26 protein-coding genes are annotated in these 16,412 nt (G+C 40.7%); all 26 read right to left on the bottom strand.

Going from position 1 to position 16,412, the window contains the following annotated elements; all coding sequences use genetic code 11:
- Nucleotides 1–16 precede the first annotated feature (16 nt).
- Entirely contained in the window at nucleotides 17–1,309 is a 1,293-nt protein-coding gene (gene secY / locus AC4G3N_RS18610) for a preprotein translocase subunit SecY (RefSeq protein ID WP_066102930.1), read from the bottom strand.
- Nucleotides 1,309–1,749 (bottom strand): 50S ribosomal protein L15, encoded by a 441-nt coding sequence (gene rplO / locus AC4G3N_RS18605; protein ID WP_066102932.1) that lies wholly within the window; start codon nucleotides 1,747–1,749, stop codon nucleotides 1,309–1,311. Before rplO ends, secY begins: the two co-directional genes overlap by 1 nt.
- Before the next feature lie 32 nt (nucleotides 1,750–1,781).
- Nucleotides 1,782–1,964, bottom strand: a complete 183-nt coding sequence (gene rpmD, locus AC4G3N_RS18600; protein ID WP_066102935.1) for a 50S ribosomal protein L30 — start codon at nucleotides 1,962–1,964, stop codon at nucleotides 1,782–1,784.
- Between the two features lie 13 nt (nucleotides 1,965–1,977).
- Nucleotides 1,978–2,478, bottom strand: a complete 501-nt coding sequence (gene rpsE / locus AC4G3N_RS18595) for a 30S ribosomal protein S5 (protein ID WP_066102939.1) — start codon at nucleotides 2,476–2,478, stop codon at nucleotides 1,978–1,980.
- Between the two features lie 23 nt (nucleotides 2,479–2,501).
- Entirely contained in the window at nucleotides 2,502–2,864 is a 363-nt protein-coding gene (gene rplR / locus AC4G3N_RS18590) for a 50S ribosomal protein L18 (RefSeq protein WP_066102942.1), read from the bottom strand.
- Nucleotides 2,865–2,896: 32 nt separating this feature from the next.
- Entirely contained in the window at nucleotides 2,897–3,433 is a 537-nt protein-coding gene (gene rplF / locus AC4G3N_RS18585; RefSeq protein ID WP_066102944.1) for a 50S ribosomal protein L6, read from the bottom strand.
- 33 nt (nucleotides 3,434–3,466) lie between these two features.
- The gene (gene rpsH / locus AC4G3N_RS18580; protein ID WP_066102945.1) at nucleotides 3,467–3,865 is read right to left on the bottom strand and encodes a 30S ribosomal protein S8; all 399 of its coding nucleotides are present in this window, start codon (nucleotides 3,863–3,865) and stop codon (nucleotides 3,467–3,469) included.
- 29 nt (nucleotides 3,866–3,894) lie between these two features.
- Nucleotides 3,895–4,080 (bottom strand): 30S ribosomal protein S14, encoded by a 186-nt coding sequence (gene rpsN / locus AC4G3N_RS18575; RefSeq protein ID WP_053591330.1) that lies wholly within the window; start codon nucleotides 4,078–4,080, stop codon nucleotides 3,895–3,897.
- Between the two features lie 24 nt (nucleotides 4,081–4,104).
- A complete protein-coding gene (rplE, locus tag AC4G3N_RS18570; RefSeq protein ID WP_066102948.1) occupies nucleotides 4,105–4,644 on the bottom strand; it encodes a 50S ribosomal protein L5 in 540 nt (179 codons plus the stop codon).
- Between the two features lie 26 nt (nucleotides 4,645–4,670).
- The gene (gene rplX / locus AC4G3N_RS18565; RefSeq protein WP_066102951.1) at nucleotides 4,671–4,982 is read right to left on the bottom strand and encodes a 50S ribosomal protein L24; all 312 of its coding nucleotides are present in this window, start codon (nucleotides 4,980–4,982) and stop codon (nucleotides 4,671–4,673) included.
- A 39-nt stretch (nucleotides 4,983–5,021) separates the two neighbouring features.
- Nucleotides 5,022–5,390 (bottom strand): 50S ribosomal protein L14, encoded by a 369-nt coding sequence (gene rplN, locus AC4G3N_RS18560; protein ID WP_066102954.1) that lies wholly within the window; start codon nucleotides 5,388–5,390, stop codon nucleotides 5,022–5,024.
- A 44-nt stretch (nucleotides 5,391–5,434) separates the two neighbouring features.
- Nucleotides 5,435–5,698, bottom strand: coding sequence for a 30S ribosomal protein S17 (rpsQ, locus tag AC4G3N_RS18555; protein ID WP_066102957.1), 264 nt, complete (start codon nucleotides 5,696–5,698; stop codon nucleotides 5,435–5,437).
- A gap of 21 nt (nucleotides 5,699–5,719) precedes the next feature.
- The gene (gene rpmC / locus AC4G3N_RS18550; RefSeq protein ID WP_066102959.1) at nucleotides 5,720–5,920 is read right to left on the bottom strand and encodes a 50S ribosomal protein L29; all 201 of its coding nucleotides are present in this window, start codon (nucleotides 5,918–5,920) and stop codon (nucleotides 5,720–5,722) included.
- Nucleotides 5,910–6,344 (bottom strand): 50S ribosomal protein L16, encoded by a 435-nt coding sequence (gene rplP / locus AC4G3N_RS18545; protein WP_066102961.1) that lies wholly within the window; start codon nucleotides 6,342–6,344, stop codon nucleotides 5,910–5,912. The genes rpmC and rplP overlap by 11 nt, the downstream gene beginning before the upstream one ends.
- 1 nt (nucleotide 6,345) lies before the next feature.
- Nucleotides 6,346–7,002: a 30S ribosomal protein S3 gene (gene rpsC / locus AC4G3N_RS18540; RefSeq protein WP_066102964.1), complete on the bottom strand. Its 657-nt coding sequence runs from the start codon at nucleotides 7,000–7,002 to the stop codon at nucleotides 6,346–6,348.
- A 3-nt stretch (nucleotides 7,003–7,005) separates the two neighbouring features.
- Nucleotides 7,006–7,347, bottom strand: a complete 342-nt coding sequence (gene rplV, locus AC4G3N_RS18535; protein WP_066102967.1) for a 50S ribosomal protein L22 — start codon at nucleotides 7,345–7,347, stop codon at nucleotides 7,006–7,008.
- Between the two features lie 20 nt (nucleotides 7,348–7,367).
- Nucleotides 7,368–7,646, bottom strand: a complete 279-nt coding sequence (rpsS, locus tag AC4G3N_RS18530; RefSeq protein WP_066102971.1) for a 30S ribosomal protein S19 — start codon at nucleotides 7,644–7,646, stop codon at nucleotides 7,368–7,370.
- Between the two features lie 60 nt (nucleotides 7,647–7,706).
- Nucleotides 7,707–8,537, bottom strand: coding sequence for a 50S ribosomal protein L2 (rplB, locus tag AC4G3N_RS18525; protein WP_066102974.1), 831 nt, complete (start codon nucleotides 8,535–8,537; stop codon nucleotides 7,707–7,709).
- A 26-nt stretch (nucleotides 8,538–8,563) separates the two neighbouring features.
- Nucleotides 8,564–8,848 (bottom strand): 50S ribosomal protein L23, encoded by a 285-nt coding sequence (gene rplW / locus AC4G3N_RS18520; RefSeq protein WP_066102977.1) that lies wholly within the window; start codon nucleotides 8,846–8,848, stop codon nucleotides 8,564–8,566.
- Nucleotides 8,848–9,474, bottom strand: a complete 627-nt coding sequence (rplD, locus tag AC4G3N_RS18515; RefSeq protein WP_066102980.1) for a 50S ribosomal protein L4 — start codon at nucleotides 9,472–9,474, stop codon at nucleotides 8,848–8,850. Before rplD ends, rplW begins: the two co-directional genes overlap by 1 nt.
- A 26-nt stretch (nucleotides 9,475–9,500) precedes the next feature.
- On the bottom strand, nucleotides 9,501–10,130 hold the full coding sequence (gene rplC, locus AC4G3N_RS18510) for a 50S ribosomal protein L3 (protein WP_066102983.1): 630 nt from the start codon (nucleotides 10,128–10,130) through the stop codon (nucleotides 9,501–9,503).
- A 45-nt stretch (nucleotides 10,131–10,175) separates the two neighbouring features.
- Nucleotides 10,176–10,484 (bottom strand): 30S ribosomal protein S10, encoded by a 309-nt coding sequence (gene rpsJ, locus AC4G3N_RS18505; RefSeq protein ID WP_066102989.1) that lies wholly within the window; start codon nucleotides 10,482–10,484, stop codon nucleotides 10,176–10,178.
- Between the two features lie 324 nt (nucleotides 10,485–10,808).
- Entirely contained in the window at nucleotides 10,809–12,059 is a 1,251-nt protein-coding gene (locus tag AC4G3N_RS18500) for an efflux RND transporter periplasmic adaptor subunit (RefSeq protein ID WP_490553537.1), read from the bottom strand.
- Nucleotides 12,056–12,718 carry a hypothetical protein gene (locus AC4G3N_RS18495; protein WP_140462332.1) on the bottom strand — a complete coding sequence of 221 codons (663 nt, stop codon included), beginning with the start codon at nucleotides 12,716–12,718 and terminating at the stop codon, nucleotides 12,056–12,058. Before AC4G3N_RS18495 ends, AC4G3N_RS18500 begins: the two co-directional genes overlap by 4 nt.
- Nucleotides 12,719–12,987: 269 nt before the next feature.
- Nucleotides 12,988–14,175 (bottom strand): elongation factor Tu, encoded by a 1,188-nt coding sequence (gene tuf / locus AC4G3N_RS18490; RefSeq protein ID WP_066102999.1) that lies wholly within the window; start codon nucleotides 14,173–14,175, stop codon nucleotides 12,988–12,990.
- Between the two features lie 123 nt (nucleotides 14,176–14,298).
- Nucleotides 14,299–16,377 carry an elongation factor G gene (gene fusA, locus AC4G3N_RS18485; RefSeq protein ID WP_066103001.1) on the bottom strand — a complete coding sequence of 693 codons (2,079 nt, stop codon included), beginning with the start codon at nucleotides 16,375–16,377 and terminating at the stop codon, nucleotides 14,299–14,301.
- Nucleotides 16,378–16,412: the final 35 nt, after the last annotated feature.

Here is a 16,412-nt window from a genome sequence, read left to right as displayed (position 1 = left end):
TAGTCCCCGAAACCTTTTATTTAATAAAACCTTTGTAATGTCTTTTTACAAGTTGCGATTCTAATTGCTTCATTGTATCCAAGGCTACCCCAACTATAATCAAGAGACTCGTTCCACCTATTTGGGCAGATGATGGAAGATTGCCTAGCTTGATAAATATTACAGGAAGGACTGCGATGAATGAAAGGAATAGAGCCCCAACAAAAGTCAATCGGTATAATACTCTCGTGAAGTATTCCTGAGTGGCTTTGCCTGGACGTATTCCTGGTACATATCCACCTTGCTTCTTCAGATTTTCGGACAATTGCTCCGGATTAACCTGAATAAAAGCATAGAAATAGGAGAATGCAATAATCAAAGCAACGTAAAGGATCATTCCAACGGGTTGTGTGTAATCAAATGTTTTAGTAATCCATGTTGTTACACTATTCTCACCGAAAAATGATGCAATTGTTGGCGGAGTAATAATAAAGGAAACTGCAAAGATAACCGGAATAACACCAGCAGAGTTTACTTTTAAAGGTAAATGTGTGTTGTGTCCACCGACTGGACTTTTACCTGAAACCTGCTTAGCGTATTGAATAGGTACTTTTCTGTTTGCCTGTTGAATAAATATTACACCAACAACTACAGCGATGATTGCAAGTACAATCAATACAGCAATTGCTATATTAAGGAATAATGCATCTCCAGCATCTTCGAACATGGATGCATAAACCTGGTTGAGCGTAGAAGGAATTGCCGATACGATACCCGCGAAGATAAGGATCGAAATTCCGTTTCCTACTCCCTTAGAAGTGATTTGTTCACCGAGCCACAATAGAAATGCGGTACCGGCTGTTAATACAGTAGCTATTAACAGATATGTCGTAATTCCTGGATTATCAATCAAAGCTCCATTAGCCATGTTATTAAAACCATATGACATTCCAAGTGCTTGAATAAATCCAAGAACTATGGTTCCATAGCGGGTAAACTGAGCTAATTTACGCCTTCCAACTTCACCTTGCTTTGCCCATTCTGCAAATTTAGGAACTACATCCATTTGCAATAGCTGGATGATGATCGAAGCCGTAATATATGGCATGATCCCCATTGCAAGGATAGAGAAGTTACTTAAAGCTCCTCCACCGAAGAAGTTCAAAACTCCAAATACACTTAACTCATCGTTCATTGCAAGAATGTCTGCATTCACACCGGGAACAGGTATAAAGCACCCGATGCGATAGATAACCAGCATTGCAAGAGTAAAGAGAATTTTATTCCTGATATCTTTCACTCGCATGAAATTACGCAATGTACGGAACATTAAATCACCTCAGTTTTACCGCCTGCGGCTTCAATCGCTTCTTTAGCAGCTGCAGAGAATTTGTGTGCTTTAACTGTTAATTTTTTCTCTACATTACCCTTTGCAAGAATTTTGATTCCTGCTTTTTCGCTTTTCACAACACCTGTTTCGATTAACAATTCAGGTGTTACTTCAGTACCATCTTCAAAGCGATTTAATTTTTCAAGGTTAACTGCTGCGTATTCTTTACGATGAATGTTTGTAAATCCGCGTTTAGGTAAACGTCTGAATAAAGGAGTTTGACCCCCTTCAAATCCTGGTCTTACTCCACCGCCGGAACGGGCGTTTTGACCTTTGTGTCCTTTAGTGGCAGTTTTACCATGACCTGAACCAATACCGCGGCCTACGCGTTTGCGTTCTTTACGAGAACCTTCTGCAGGTTTTAATTCATGAAGTTTCATGCTGGCACCTCCTTATATAAACGTTAGTAAGCTTAGATTTCTTTAACAGTAACAAGGTGAGATACCTTGTTAATCATACCGCGAATAGCGTCATTGTCGTTATGCACTACAGTTTGGTGCATTTTTTTAAGACCAAGAGTATTTACTGTTACGCGTTGATCTTCAGGACGACCGATTAAGCTACGCGTGAGGGTAATTTCTAATTTGTTAGCCATTTGATTTCCCTCCTTATCCTAACAGTTCCTCTACAGATTTACCGCGCAATTTTGCAACTTCTTCCGCACTTTTCATTTGTTTAATGCCATCAATAGTAGCACGTACCATATTGATAGGTGTGTTAGAGCCTAGAGATTTGGAAAGGATATCAGCGATACCTGCTAATTCAAGCACGGCACGAACTGGTCCACCAGCGATAACTCCAGTACCTTCAGAAGCTGGCTTCATTAAGATTTCACCAGATCCGAAACGTCCGATTACTTCATGAGGAATTGTAACTCCAACCATTGGTACAGTAACCAGGTTTTTCTTCGCATCCTCAACAGCTTTACGGATTGCATCTGGCACCTCTTGTGCTTTACCAGTACCGAATCCTACATGCCCATTTTTATCTCCGACAACCACTAGCGCTGTGAAACGGAAACGACGTCCGCCTTTAACAACTTTCGCTACGCGGTTGACTGTAACTACGCGTTCTTCAAGTTCTAATTTATTTGGATCAATGCGACGCATCTAATATGTCCCTCCTTTGTCTATTAGAATTGTAATCCGTTTTCACGTGCAGCATCTGCAAGTGCTTGTATACGTCCGTGATATAAGTATCCTCCACGGTCAAAAACAACTTCGGAAACACCTTTTTCTACAGCACGTTTAGCGATTACTTCGCCAACTTTTTTAGCTGCATCCACGTTACTAGTGGACTCAAGGCTAATTTCTTTATCAAGTGTTGATGCACTAGCTAAAGTAACACCATTAGCATCATCAATAAGCTGTGCATAAATGTGCTTATTGGATCGGAAAACATTTAAACGCGGACGAGACGGTGTACCCGCTAATTTAGCGCGGACACGTGCATGTCTTTTCTTACGAGTAGCGTTTTTGTTAGCCTTCGTGATCATTTACGACACTCCTTTCCTAAGCTTTAGGGCCTTTACTTACCAGTTTTACCTTCTTTACGACGAACTTGTTCGCCAGCATAACGGATACCTTTACCTTTGTAAGGTTCAGGAGGACGTACATCGCGGATGTTAGCAGCTAAAGCTCCAACGCGCTCCTTGTCAGTACCCTTGATTGTGATTTTTGTGTTAGCAGGAACTTCAATTTCAATTCCTTCTTCTGGTTCGATCTCAACTGGGTGAGAGTATCCTACATTCAATACAAGTTTCTTACCTTGTTTTTGAGCACGATAACCAACCCCGATTAACTCAAGATTTCTTTCGAAGCCTTGGGAGACACCTTCAACCATGTTAGCGATGATAGCGCGTGTAGTACCGTGCAATGAACGATGAAGTTTTTCATCAGTTGGACGGGATACATTTACGATATTATCTTCAACTTTGATTTCGATATCAGAGTGAAAAGTACGAGTCAATTCACCTTTTGGTCCTTTAACAGTTACTGTATTTCCGTTCAAAGTAACTGTAACTCCAGCTGGAATTTCTACAGGTTTTTTACCTACGCGGGACATTTCGTGCACCTCCATTCATCAGTGAAATGTTTATTACCATACGTACGCGATTACTTCTCCGCCAATTTTCTTAGCGCGTGCTTCTTTATCAGAGATAACACCTTGAGAAGTAGATACGATTGCGATTCCAAGACCGTTTAATACGCGAGGAACATCTCCTGCTTTTGCGTATACACGAAGACCTGGTTTACTGATACGTTTGATACCAGTAATTACGCGCTCGTTGTTAGCACCATATTTTAAGAAGATACGCAAGATACCTTGTTTATTATCTTCAATAAATTCTACGTCACGGATGAAACCTTCACGTTTCAAGATATCAGCTACATCCTTTTTCATTTTGGAAGCTGGAACTTCCAATTTATCGTGACGAACCATGTTCGCATTACGAATGCGAGTTAGCAAATCTGCAATTGGATCTGTCATTACCACAATGATAACCTCCTTCCCGTTTTCGGGTTTTACCAGCTAGCTTTTTTAACGCCTGGAATTTGTCCTTTATATGCTAGTTCACGGAAACAAATACGGCAAAGTTTAAATTTGCGGTATACAGAATGCGGACGGCCGCAGCGTTCGCAACGTGTGTACTCTTGTACTTTAAACTTTGGTGTACGTTGTTGTTTCACGATCATTGATTTCTTAGCCACTTTTTCGCCTCCCTTATTTAGCGATTACTTTTGGAATGGCATTCCGAATTGAGTTAGAAGCTCACGAGCTTCTTCGTCAGTATTAGCTGTCGTTACGATAACAATGTCCATGCCGCGGACTTTGTTTACTTTATCGTAGTCGATTTCAGGGAAAATCAACTGTTCCTTAACACCTAATGTGTAGTTACCACGACCGTCGAATGCTTTTTTGGAGATTCCACGGAAGTCACGTACACGTGGTAGGGAAACTGCAATCAATTTATCAAGGAACTCATACATACGCTCTCCGCGTAGAGTTACTTTACAACCGATTGCCATGCCTTCACGAAGACGGAAACCAGCGATAGATTTCTTAGCTTTAGTTACAACTGGTTTTTGACCAGTGATAGTTGCTAATTCTTCTACAGCAGTGTCCAATGCTTTCGCGTTTGAAACGGCATCGCCGACACCCATGTTCACAACGATTTTTTCAAGTTTAGGAACTTGCATTACTGAATTGTATTCAAACTTGCTCATTAGAGCAGGAGTAATTTCTTTTTGATATTTTTCCTTAAGGCGGTTCACTTGTTGTACCTCCCTTCGTTTATGACTTATTTATCTAAAGATTCACCTGATTTTTTTGCTACACGTACTTTTTTGCCGTCGACTGTTTGATAGCCTACACGAGTAGGGTTACCAGTCTTAGGATCAATAATCATAACGTTAGAAACATGAATCGCTGCTTCTTGTTCGAAAATACCACCTTGTGGGTTCGCTTGAGAAGGCTTAGCGTGTTTCTTTACAATATTTACACCTTCAACAAGAACACGATCTTTCTTAGGGAATGCTTCAAGAACTACGCCTTGTTTCCCTTTATCCTTGCCGGAGATGACTACTACTTTATCACCTTTTTTTACATGCACGAGATTCGCACCTCCTTGAAAAGTCTATATCACTGTTTATTAAAGAACTTCAGGAGCTAGTGAAACGATTTTCATGAAGTTGCTGTCGCGAAGTTCACGAGCAACAGGTCCAAAAATACGTGTTCCACGAGGGCTCTTGTCATCACGAATAATCACGCATGCATTTTCGTCGAATCGAATGTATGAACCATCTGTACGACGAACGCCGCGTTTAGTACGAACAACAACTGCCTTCACAACGTCACCTTTTTTAACAACGCCTCCTGGTGTTGCTTGTTTGACCGTACATACGATTACATCACCAATATTAGCTGTTTTTCTACCGGAACCGCCAAGAACTTTGATTGTAAGTACTTCACGAGCACCAGAGTTGTCAGCTACTTTCAAACGAGATTCCTGTTGAATCATCTGCGTAACCTCCCTTCGGAATTACTAAATCCGAAACATTTATATTAAATGATAACCGCTTTTTCTACAACTTCTACTAAACGGAAGCGTTTAGTTGCGGATAATGGGCGAGTTTCCATAATCTTAACGATATCGCCAACTTTTGCTTCATTCATTTCATCATGAGCTTTATATTTTTTGGAGTATTTCACGCGTTTGCCATACAAAGGATGTGTTTTCTTTGTTTCAACGACAACAGAGATTGTTTTATCCATTTTGTCAGAAACAACACGGCCAGTGTATACTTTGCGCTGGTTGCGTTCACTCATTGTGTGAACCTCCTCTCATTATCAATTGTTTACGTTGAGCTCTCTTTCACGTACAACTGTTTTCATACGTGCAATCGCTTTGCGAACTTCACGAATACGTGCAGGATTTTCTAATTGTCCTGTAGCAAGCTGGAAGCGAAGGTTAAAAAGCTCTTCTTTAAGTGCTTTAAGTTTTTGTTCTATTTCGGCAGTGGTTAAATCACGGATCTCATTAGATTTCATTTGCTTCACCACCAATTTCTTCACGTTTTACAAACTTGCATTTTACTGGAAGTTTGTGAGCTGCAAGACGAAGGGCTTCACGTGCTACCTCTTCAGATACTCCAGCGATTTCAAACATAATTTTACCAGGTTTTACTACTGCTACCCAACCTTCAGGTGCCCCTTTACCGGAACCCATACGTACTTCTAAAGGTTTTGCAGTGTATGGTTTGTGAGGGAAAATTTTAATCCAAACTTTACCGCCACGTTTCATATAACGAGTCATTGCGATACGAGCTGCTTCGATTTGACGGTTTGTGATCCAAGAAGCCTCAAGAGCTTGTAGACCGTATTCACCGAATGCTACTTCTGTACCGCCTTTTGCACGGCCTCTCATCTTTCCGCGGTGTTCACGGCGATGTTTTACGCGTTTAGGCAATAACATATTATTTTCCTCCTTCCACAGACTTCTTCTTGGTAGGAAGGACTTCTCCACGATAGATCCATACTTTTACTCCAAGCTTTCCGTAAGTAGTGTCCGCTTCTGCTGTAGCATAGTCGATGTCAGCGCGAAGAGTATGAAGTGGAACAGTTCCTTCACTGTAGTGTTCAGCACGAGCGATATCAGCTCCACCTAAACGTCCAGATACTTGAGTTTTGATACCTTTTGCACCAGCGCGCATTGCACGTTGGATAGTTTGTTTTTGTGCACGACGGAAAGATACACGGTTTTCTAATTGACGCGCGATATTTTCCGCTACTAATTTAGCGTCCAAATCAGCTCTCTTGATTTCAATGATGTTGATGTGAACACGTTTTTCAGTTAATTGATTAAGTGCTTTACGAAGCGCTTCAACTTCTGTACCACCTTTACCGATAACCATACCAGGTTTTGCAGTGTGGATAGAAATGTTCACGCGGTTTGCAGCACGTTCGATTTCGATTTTAGAAACAGATGCATCGTGAAGACGTTTCATAATGTACTCACGTACTTTAATGTCTTCGTGCAAAAGTTTAGCGTAGTCCTTTTCTGCGAACCATTTGGATTCCCAATCACGGATGATCCCGATACGCATACCGACCGGATTTACCTTTTGACCCACGGATTATCCCTCCTTCTTTTCTGATACAACGATTGTGATGTGGCTTGTGCGTTTGTTAATCGCGCTTGCACGACCCATTGCACGTGGACGGAAACGTTTAAGTGTTGGTCCTTCGTTAGCATAGGCTTCAGAAATGACAAGCGAGTTAACGTCCATATCGTAGTTGTGTTCTGCGTTTGCAACAGCAGATTTTAATACTTTTTCGATAACAGGGGAAGCTGCTTTCGGAGTTAAGTTAAGAATAGCAACTGCTTCGCCTACTTGCTTACCTCGGATTAGATCTAATACTAAACGAGCTTTACGAGGAGCAATACGAACTGTTCTAGCAACAGCTTTTGCTTGCATATTTATGCCCTCCTCTCTGATTAACGTCTTGTTTTCTTATCGTCTCCGGCATGACCTTTGTAAGCGCGAGTTGGTGCGAATTCACCGAACTTGTGGCCTACCATGTCTTCCGTTACATAAACTGGTACGTGTTTGCGTCCATCGTATACAGCAACTGTGTGTCCGATGAATTGTGGGAAGATTGTAGAACGTCTTGACCAAGTTTTGATAACTTGTTTCTTGTCAGCTTCATTCAATGCTTCAACCTTCTTGATGAGATGATCGTCAACAAATGGTCCTTTTTTTAGGCTGCGACCCATGTTTGTGCCTCCCTTCGTGATTGCTCTACGGTTCTACACGCGAACCGTAGTACAACCGCGTTATTTTTTACGACGACGAACAATAAATTTGTCTGATTTGTTTTTCTTTTTACGAGTCTTGAATCCAAGAGCTGGTTTGCCCCATGGAGTCATTGGAGACTTACGTCCGATAGGTGCTCTACCTTCACCACCACCGTGTGGGTGATCTACTGGGTTCATTACAGAACCACGTACAGTAGGGCGTTTACCTAACCAACGAGAACGTCCCGCTTTACCGATGTTGATAAGTTCGTGTTGCTCGTTACCAACTTGACCGATTGTTGCACGGCAAGTAGCAAGAATCATACGAACCTCTCCGGAATTAAGACGTACTAGTACGTAGCGTCCTTCTTTACCTAGAACTTGAGCAGAAGTACCTGCGGAACGAACTAATTGTCCTCCCTTGCCAGGTTTCAACTCGATATTGTGGATAACAGTACCCACTGGGATATTAATTAATGGAAGAGCATTACCTACTTTGATATCCGCTTCTGGTCCAGACATGATTTCCATGCCTACCACCAAGTTTTTCGGAGCAAGAATGTAACGTTTTTCCCCATCAACATAATTGATTAGTGCAATGTTAGCAGAACGGTTTGGATCGTACTCGATAGTAGCAACGCGTCCTGGAATGCCATCTTTATCACGTTTGAAATCAATGATACGGTATTGGCGCTTGTGACCGCCACCTTGATGACGAACAGTTAACTTACCTTGGTTGTTACGGCCACCTTTTCTGTGTAAAGGTGCTAATAATGATTTTTCCGGTTGATCCGTTGTAATTTCAGCGAAATCGGAAACAGTCATTCCGCGACGACCATTACTGGTAGGTTTATACTTTTTAATCGCCATGTTGTGTCCCTCCTTTTCTTTAGAAATTATGCTTCAAAGAATTCGATTTCTTTGCTATCAGCAGTTAGTTTAACAATCGCTTTACGGCGTTTGTTTGTATATCCAGCATGTTTACCCATGCGTTTGAATTTACCTTTGTAGTTCATAACGTTAACTTTTTCAACTTTAACTTCAAAGATTTCTTCAACAGCATCTTTGATTTGAGTTTTATTAGCTCTTACGTCAACTTCAAAAGTGTATTTTTTATCGGCCATGATGTCAGCTGAGCTTTCAGTAATGACGGGGCGCTTAATAATATCACGTGCTTCCATTATCCAAGCACCTCCTCTATTTTTTCAACAGCTGTTTTAGTCATGATTAACTTCTCATGCCCTACAACATCCAATACGTTAATAGCGTTAGCTTCAACGATTGTTACTCCCGGAATGTTACGACCGGAAAGTGCAACGTTTTCGTCTACATCCGCAGTTACGATCAACGCTTTTTTGTTTTCAGTATTCAAGCCTTTTAATACAGCTGTGAATTCTTTAGTTTTTGGTGCTTCAAAAGTTAAAGCATCAAGAACGATTACGTTTTCTTCGTTCACTTTAGCGGAAAGTACAGATTTAATAGCTAAACGACGTACTTTCTTAGGAAGTTTGTAAGAGTAGCTTCTTGGTGTTGGTCCGAATACCACACCACCACCACGCCATTGTGGGGAACGGATAGAACCTTGACGAGCACGTCCAGTTCCTTTTTGACGCCATGGTTTACGGCCACCGCCACTTACTTCAGAACGATTTTTAACTTTATGAGTTCCTTGGCGCAAAGACGCTCTTTGCATAAGGATTGCTTCAGTTACAACACTCTCATTTGGTTCAATACCAAATACTGATTCGTTAAGCTCGATATCGCCTACTTGAGAACCAGCTTGGTTTAAAAGAGCAATTTTCGGCATTGCGATTTTCCTCCTTTCTCGATAGATTAGTTCGCTTTAACCGCGCTTTTGATTTTAAGTAAAGCTTTTTTAGGTCCAGGAACGTTACCTTTGATAAGGATTACGTTACGTTCTGCATCAACCTTAACGATTTCAAGGTTTTGTACAGTGATTTGAGTTCCACCCATACGTCCAGCAAGTTTTTTGCCTTTGAATACGCGGTTTGGAGCAACTGGTCCCATTGAACCAGGACGACGATGGTAACGAGATCCGTGAGACATTGGGCCACGAGATTGGTTGTGACGCTTAATTGGTCCTTGGAAACCTTTACCTTTTGAGATTCCTGTTACATCAACGATTTCGCCTTCAGCGAAAAGATCTACCTTGACTTCTTGACCTACCTCATAGTTATTGAGATCTGCATCGCGAATTTCGCGAGCGAAGCGCTTAGGAGCAGTGTTCGCTTTAGCAGCGTGTCCTTGTTGTGGTTTGTTGTAAAGCATTTCGCGAAGATCTTCGTAACCTAGTTGGATAGCTTCGTAGCCATCATTTTCAACAGATTTCTTTTGAAGAACAACGTTTGGTACTGCTTCAACAACTGTTACCGGGATAAGTTCACCGTTCTCAGCGAATACTTGAGTCATACCGATTTTTCTACCTAAGATTCCTTTGGTCATGAGTCACACCTCCTAGTGTTTTCTTTTTTTATTTTTATAGAACGATTATAATTTGATTTCGATATCTACGCCAGACGGCAAATCTAAACGCATTAGTGAATCTACAGTTTGTGGTGTAGGATTTACAATGTCGATTAGACGTTTGTGTGTGCGCATTTCGAATTGCTCACGAGAATCTTTGTATTTATGAACCGCACGTAGGATCGTGTACACGTTTTTCTCAGTCGGAAGTGGAATCGGACCGGAAACAGCTGCACCAGAACGTTTTGCAGTTTCTACAATTTTCTCAGCAGATTGATCAAGAATTCTGTGATCATATGCTTTTAAACGAATGCGAATCTTTTGTTTTGCCATTATTTTCCCTCCTTTATCGCCTATTTTGTAATAGACATTCTCCGTGGAAATCTCCTTACACACGCGCCATGGCAAAGCGGCCGGGTGTGTCAGCAACCTTCCACATCATCGCAATGAAAAGACCAACATTGTCTATTATACATTATATTTTCTGGGTATGCAACAGTTAAAAATAATTTCTTCTATCACACGAATATTAGTATACAATCTCACTTCTACTTTTTCAAGTTATCGTTCTTCTTTCCATAAATATACCAGCTTTCTCTTACATGTAAATAACAAAAGAGAGGGAAGCTTGTTCCTCTCTCACCACTCACCAACTGATTATTGTATGAGACCTCGTGCCAGTAACCACAATCTCTCTTCATTATTAAATTGTTTATAAGCCTTCTTATTTATGTGATCAAAGTCCACGAATTTTATGTACCTTGTATCACCCTTAATGCTCGCATCAGCTGCAGGAAGTATACGTTGTTTTTCTTTAAGCCCTTTGGTTACGGCTACCTTTTCATCGAATTCTAATCCTGCCGTAATCTTTTTTTGTTTCAGCTTTCCCTTTTCAAGAAGCACCACATGATTTCCTGCCAAAGTTTTCTTTGGAAGAACTACTACATTGTTAAGTTCCTTCAATGTGATATCAGCAGCCACATGTGATCCGATTAAAATCTGACTCTCTGTACTTTCTTCTGATGATTCACTTAGATTTTCTGGTTGAATCGATATATTATAGAAGCTTTTATCTTTCTTATGATCCTCACTAAACGGAACATCACTTATTTTTATTACCTTACCAGTAATCAATTTTGAATCCAAATGCTTTGGTTTAATTATGACCTCCTGATCCAGTTTTATTCGCTGGATGTCATCTTCCCCAACCAAAACGTCCACTACTAAAGAGGCTTGATTCATAATAGTCAATAACGGATTATCTGCTGTTCTGCTAAAATCATTCCTATGCACAATAGTTCCATCAATTTTACTTTCTATTGTAATTTGATCTTCAGCACTGTTGGCCATATCTATCTGTGTTTGATTATCCTCAATTTGCAGCTCGATCATCTTAATTTCATATTCTATGTTTTTTATCTCATACTCCAATATTCGTGTGTTATCTAAATCCGGTTCTTTCTCCTCTTCTTCAACAGTCTGCAAGCTTTCATACTCTTGGACTTCTGACTGGAGCACGGATATATCTTCATTTAATTTATCTATTTTCATAGAGAGACGTTTGTTAGCATTTTCTAATTGTTTTATAACATCGCTGCTATCGTTATCTATAATGTAGGTTAGCAATGGCGTTCCTACTTGGACATCCTCTCCCTCTTCCACCAGGATCTCATCGAGCATCCCTCTAGGTTCTTCATAATAAATCTTATATATCTCAGAAGGCTCAGCCTTCCCTTCCGTTTGAAGCGTTTCCTTTAATGTACCTTTTTTCGTGATATAAGGGTCTGTAATAAGGACTGTACGATCAATTTTATCTATTTTGTAAATAATAATGGTATTTGTAAGTATAAATAAAAATACAGCTAAGGATACAAGAGACCATTTTTTCTCCCTAAGGCTAAAATTCATATAATCACCTTCATGATTCTAAATAATGTATCCGTTGCACCATCCAGCAATATATATATTATCCAGGATAATGATACAGTTATAATCACTCTCTTTTTACTATAATCAAGTGACTTGTGGAAAATTCGATATTGAAGATAGCCTGCCAACAGTACAAATATAGTAATATTTGCAGCTAATTCTACCCAAAAGATCTGTGGTGTTAGCATTTGCGTCATGATCCCTAGACTAAATGGTGATGAGTGTTCAGGTACCCTGAGTAACAGCATAAATATTAGTTCTATTGTTTTCGCTATGAGCATCACTATTAAAGGAATAAGCTGAAGCTTCCACACTCCTCGAAATGAGAGGTCCTCAAATACGATCCAAAATAGTACTGTAAAATATAGTGTGAATAATAACGGATATAAGAGACCAGCAGCTAGTTTGCCAATGAAGTATAAAAACTTGGTCATTTCCCATCTGTTTTCTTTTACAGTCTCCATATATACTGACAAGTTTTCGCTGCCCAACCCTAGATATCCATAGACCCCAAATAAAATCGTACTAAATAGAAGTAATCCACCAAACCAAAGTATGTAATGAGTTTTTGTCATTACGCTTCTCATCTCGATGTTTGTTTCTCGAGGGTGAAGCATAGATTTTAACGTTCCTATCATCCTTTGTCCCCCACTAAAAATTTGCATATATCTATTGTATCTGATTTTTTACATCGTAGGAAGTTTATGGGTGTTAAATAATTTCAATTTTTTGTAAACAGCGTGGAGAATTGTGTATATGAGGTTGTATTAATAGATAAGGGTAGATATTTGCTGGGGAATGAATCCTAATATGAACAAATTAACGTATCCAACTTCCCACATTTCGCAGGAAAAAACAAAACAAAAAAACAGGCGGTTGTACACCCGCCTGTTTTAATAAGTAAGAATTATTCAGTAATGCTAGCAACTACGCCTGCGCCTACTGTACGTCCGCCTTCACGAATAGAGAACTTAGTTCCTTCTTCGATCGCAACTGGAGCAATTAGTTCAACAGACATTTCGATGTTGTCTCCAGGCATAACCATTTCAGTTCCTTCTGGAAGGTTTACAACACCAGTTACGTCAGTTGTACGGAAGTAGAATTGTGGACGGTAGTTAGAGAAGAATGGAGTGTGACGTCCGCCTTCTTCTTTAGACAATACGTAAACTTCTGCTTTGAATTTTGTGTGTGGGTTGATAGTACCTGGTTTAGCAAGTACTTGTCCACGTTGGATTTCTTCACGTGCTACACCACGAAGAAGAGCTCCGATGTTGTCACCAGCTTCAGCGTAATCAAGAAGCTTACGGAACATTTCTACACCTGTTACAGTTGTAGATTTTGGTTCTTCAGCAAGACCGATGATTTCGATAACGTCACCAACTTTAACTTGACCACGTTCAACACGGCCAGTAGCAACTGTTCCACGACCAGTGATAGAGAAAACGTCCTCTACTGGCATCATGAATGGTTTGTCAGTGTCACGAGTTGGAGTTGGGATGTATTCGTCAACAGCAGCCATAAGCTCGTTGATTTTTTCTTCCCACTCAGCTTCTCCTTCAAGAGCTTTAAGAGCAGAACCTTTGATTACTGGGATATCATCGCCAGGGAATTCGTATTCAGAAAGAAGGTCACGAATTTCCATTTCAACTAGTTCAAGAAGTTCTTCGTCATCAACCATGTCACATTTGTTCATGAATACAACAAGGTAAGGTACACCTACTTGACGAGAAAGAAGGATGTGCTCACGAGTTTGTGGCATTGGGCCGTCAGCAGCAGATACTACTAAGATACCGCCGTCCATTTGTGCTGCACCAGTGATCATGTTTTTAACATAGTCAGCGTGTCCTGGGCAGTCTACGTGTGCATAGTGACGAGTTTCAGTTTCATACTCAACGTGTGCAGTAGAGATTGTGATACCACGTTCTCTTTCTTCTGGAGCACCATCGATTTGGTCGTAAGCGCGAGCTTCAGCTCCACCTACTTTTGCAAGTACAGAAGTGATTGCAGCTGTTAAAGTTGTTTTACCATGGTCAACGTGACCGATTGTTCCGATATTAACATGTGGTTTAGAACGATCAAATTTAGCTTTTGCCATTTTAGGAATTTCCTCCTTTAATATAAGAAAATTGTTATTTTATACTATGTGCCAAGACAGTTGACAATGTCTTCTATCTTGGCTTACATAAGTAGTTATACTTTAATAAAGAATGAAAATCAATTATTCACCTTTATTTTTTTTGATAATCTCTTCAGCGATGCTCTTAGGAACTTCTTCGTAGTGATCGAAAGTCATAGAGAACACGCCACGTCCTTGAGTGTTGGAACGCAATGTTGTTGCGTAACCGAACATTTCAGATAGAGGTACCATAGCACGTACAACTTGTGCGTTACCGCGTGCTTCCATACCTTCTACACGTCCACGACGAGCTGTGATATTACCCATGATGTCACCCATGTACTCTTCAGGGATAACAACTTCAACGCTCATCATTGGCTCAAGGATAACTGGATTACATTTTTTCGCTGCATTTTTAAGTGCTAAAGATGCTGCTACTTTAAATGCCATCTCAGAGGAGTCAACGTCATGGTAAGAACCATCAAATAGTTTTGCTTTAATATCGATTAATGGGTAGCCAGCAAGTACACCGCGGTCAAGAGCGTCTTCTAGACCAGCTTGTACAGCAGGAACGTATTCACGTGGTACTACACCACCAACGATAGCATTTTCAAATTCGAAGCCTTTACCTTCTTCATTAGGTGAGAACTCGATCCAAACGTGACCGTATTGTCCACGTCCACCGGATTGACGAGCAAACTTACCTTCAACCTGTGCAGGTGTACGGAAAGTCTCACGGTAAGCAACCTGAGGTGCACCAACATTAGCTTCTACTTTAAACTCACGACGCATACGGTCAACAAGAATATCTAAGTGAAGCTCACCCATACCTTCGATGATAGTTTGACCAGTTTCTTGGTCAGTATGAGCGCGGAAAGTTGGATCTTCCTCTTGAAGCTTTTGAAGAGCAGTAGACATTTTGTCTTGGTCTGCTTTAGATTTAGGTTCAATTGAAAGAGAGATAACTGGCTCAGGGAATTCCATGGATTCCAAGATAACCAGGTTCTTTTCTTCACATAGAGTATCTCCAGTTGTAGTATCTTTTAGACCTACAGCAGCGGCGATATCCCCAGCGTGTACTTCTGAGATCTCTTGACGGGAGTTCGCATGCATTTGCAGGATACGTCCTACACGCTCGCGTTTTCCTTTAGTAGAGTTTTGTACGTATGAACCGGAGCTCAAAGTACCAGAGTATACACGGAAGAATGTTAATTTACCAACATAAGGGTCAGTCATAACTTTGAAAGCAAGCGCAGAGAATGGCTCGCTGTCATCAGCATGACGTTCAACTTCCTCATCTGTATCCGGTAGAATACCTTTGATTGCAGGTACATCTAATGGAGATGGAAGGTAGTCGATTACAGCATCTAGCATTAACTGAACACCTTTGTTTTTGAATGCAGAACCACAGATAACTGGGTAGAATTCAACGTTTACAGTACCTTTACGGATAGCTGCTTTCAATTCCTCTTTAGTGATTTCTTCACCGCCAAGGTATTTTTCCATTAATTCTTCGTCAAGTTCTGCTACTGCTTCTATTAACTTCTCACGGTATTCTTCTGCTATTGCCATGTGCTCTTCAGGAATTTCACGAACTTCGATATCAGTACCAAGGTCGTTACCATAGAATACTGCGTTCATTTCCACTAGGTCAATGATTGCTTCGAAGTCATCTTCAGCACCGATTGGTATCTGAATTGGGTGTGCATTCGCTTGAAGGCGTTCATGTAAAGTTTTTACGGAGTATAAGAAATCCGCACCGATTTTGTCCATTTTGTTAACAAAAACAACACGTGGTACTCCGTAAGTTGTAGCTTGGCGCCAAACTGTTTCAGTTTGTGGTTCAACACCGGATTGTGCATCTAGTACTGCTACCGCACCATCAAGTACACGAAGGGAACGTTCAACTTCAACTGTGAAGTCTACGTGTCCTGGTGTGTCGATGATATTTACACGGTGTTCTTTCCAAGCTGCTGTTGTTGCAGCAGATGTGATCGTGATTCCACGCTCTTGTTCTTGCTCCATCCAGTCCATTTGTGATGCACCTTCATGAGTTTCTCCAATTTTGTGGATACGACCTGTGTAGTAAAGAACGCGCTCAGTAGTCGTCGTTTTACCAGCATCGATATGAGCCATGATACCAATATTACGAGTTTTTTCTAAGGAGAACTCTCTAGCCATTGGGTCTTTCTCCTTCCTTGTGGATATAGATTTTT

It is taken from the genome of Bacillus sp. z50 (assembly GCF_058313585.1).
Note: the sequence above shows the minus strand (reverse complement) of the source record. Positions and strands in the feature narration are given on the sequence as shown.